Annotated in this window: 2 protein-coding genes; both read left to right on the top strand. The window is 74.5% G+C overall.

The annotated features are described in order from the left end of the window. Positions 1–784: fumarylacetoacetate hydrolase family protein (locus tag K6I33_RS34955; protein ID WP_229358817.1), on the top strand; the 784-nt coding region annotated here is incomplete at its 5' end. Continuing rightward, positions 781–1,515 (top strand): GPP34 family phosphoprotein (locus K6I33_RS34950; protein WP_229358816.1); only part of this gene is annotated, 735 nt, incomplete at its 3' end. The genes K6I33_RS34955 and K6I33_RS34950, both read left to right, overlap by 4 nt.

Genomic DNA, 1,515 nt, shown 5'->3' with positions numbered 1-1,515 from the left:
CACCCCCAACTGGAAGCACCTGCCGATCGGTTACCACGGCCGCGCCGGCACGATCGTGGTCTCGGGCACCGACGTCGTTCGCCCCCAGGGCCAGCGCAAGGCCCCCACCGACACCGCACCCACCTTCGGGCCCTCCCGGCGCCTCGACATCGAAGCCGAGGTCGGCTTCGTCGTCGGCACCCCCGCCCCCGAGAACACCCCCGTGCCGCTCGACGCCTTCCGCGAGCACGTGTTCGGCGTCTGCCTCGTCAACGACTGGTCGGCCCGCGACCTCCAGGCCTGGGAGTACGTGCCACTGGGCCCCTTCCTCGGCAAGTCGTTCGCCACGTCCGTCTCCGCGTGGATCACCCCGCTGGACGCCTTCGACGCGGCCCGCACGCCCGCGCCGGAGCGCACCCACCCGCTGCTCCCCTACCTGGACGACGCGACGGCCGAGCCCGGCGGCATCGACCTGCGCATCGAGGTGAGCGTCAACGGCGAGACCGTCTCCCGGCCGCCCTTCTCCGCCATGTACTGGACGGCCGCCCAGCAGCTGGCCCATATGACCGTCAACGGCGCCTCGCTGCGCACCGGCGACTTCTACGCCTCCGGCACGGTCAGCGGCCCCGAGCCGGACCAGCTCGGCTGCCTGCTGGAGCTCACCCAGGGCAAGGGCCCCTGGCTGGCGGACGGCGACGTGGTGACCATCACCGCGTGGGCGCCCGGCGCGAACGGCGCGCGCGTCGGCCTGGGCGAGGTCACCGGGCGGATCGCACCGGCGCGCGAGGCGGTTCCAGGGCCATGAGCGCCGGTCCCGCCGCCGGCCTCACCCTGCCCGAGGAGCTGATACTCCTCTCCCACGAGCCGTCGTACGGCGTGCGGCTGTGTGCCACGCGGCATCTGGCGTACGGCCTGGCCGGGGCCGTCCTGGCCGAACTGGAGCTGCGCGGGCTCGTGGCGGAGGACCGCGGCGGGCCCGTCAGGGTCGCCGGCATCCCTCCGGCGGACCAGCGGCTCGCCCTGCCGCTGGCGAGCCTCCCCGAGCTCGGCAAGCCCGGGTCGAAGGGGCGTTCGCGGCTCTTCCGGACGGGCACCTCGACGCACCGGTGGATCCGGACGGCCTCCCGGCATGTGGAGGAGCCCTGGATCGTCGGCCTGGTGGAGCGCCGGATCCTCACCGCGAAGGCGCCCGAGCGGTTCGCCGCGGTCCGGCGGCTGCGCTACCCCGTGGGGCCGAACGATCTGACCACCGCGGTCCGGCAGCGTTTCGAGGCGGCCCGTAAGGCCGGTTTCCCCGGCCGGCGGGACCGGATGCTCGCCGGGCTGATATCCGCGACGGGCGTCGCCAAGGACCTGTATCCGGGCTGGAGCCGCCGGCACGACCGCAAGGAGCTGCGGCGGCACATGCGTAACGAGTGGACGGCCTACGGCGTGTACCGCAACGTCTCGCAGGACTCCTCCTCCGACGGGAGCGGCGGCGGTGGCGACGGCGGCGACGGCGGTCACTCCGGCGGGCACAGCTGCGGGGGCGGCGCC

Source organism: Streptomyces sp. UNOB3_S3, from assembly GCF_020740895.1.
In the GTDB taxonomy this organism is placed as follows: domain Bacteria; phylum Actinomycetota; class Actinomycetes; order Streptomycetales; family Streptomycetaceae; genus Streptomyces.
The sequence above is the reverse complement of the archived record's forward strand: the minus strand, read 5'-3'. Positions and strand labels throughout refer to the sequence as shown.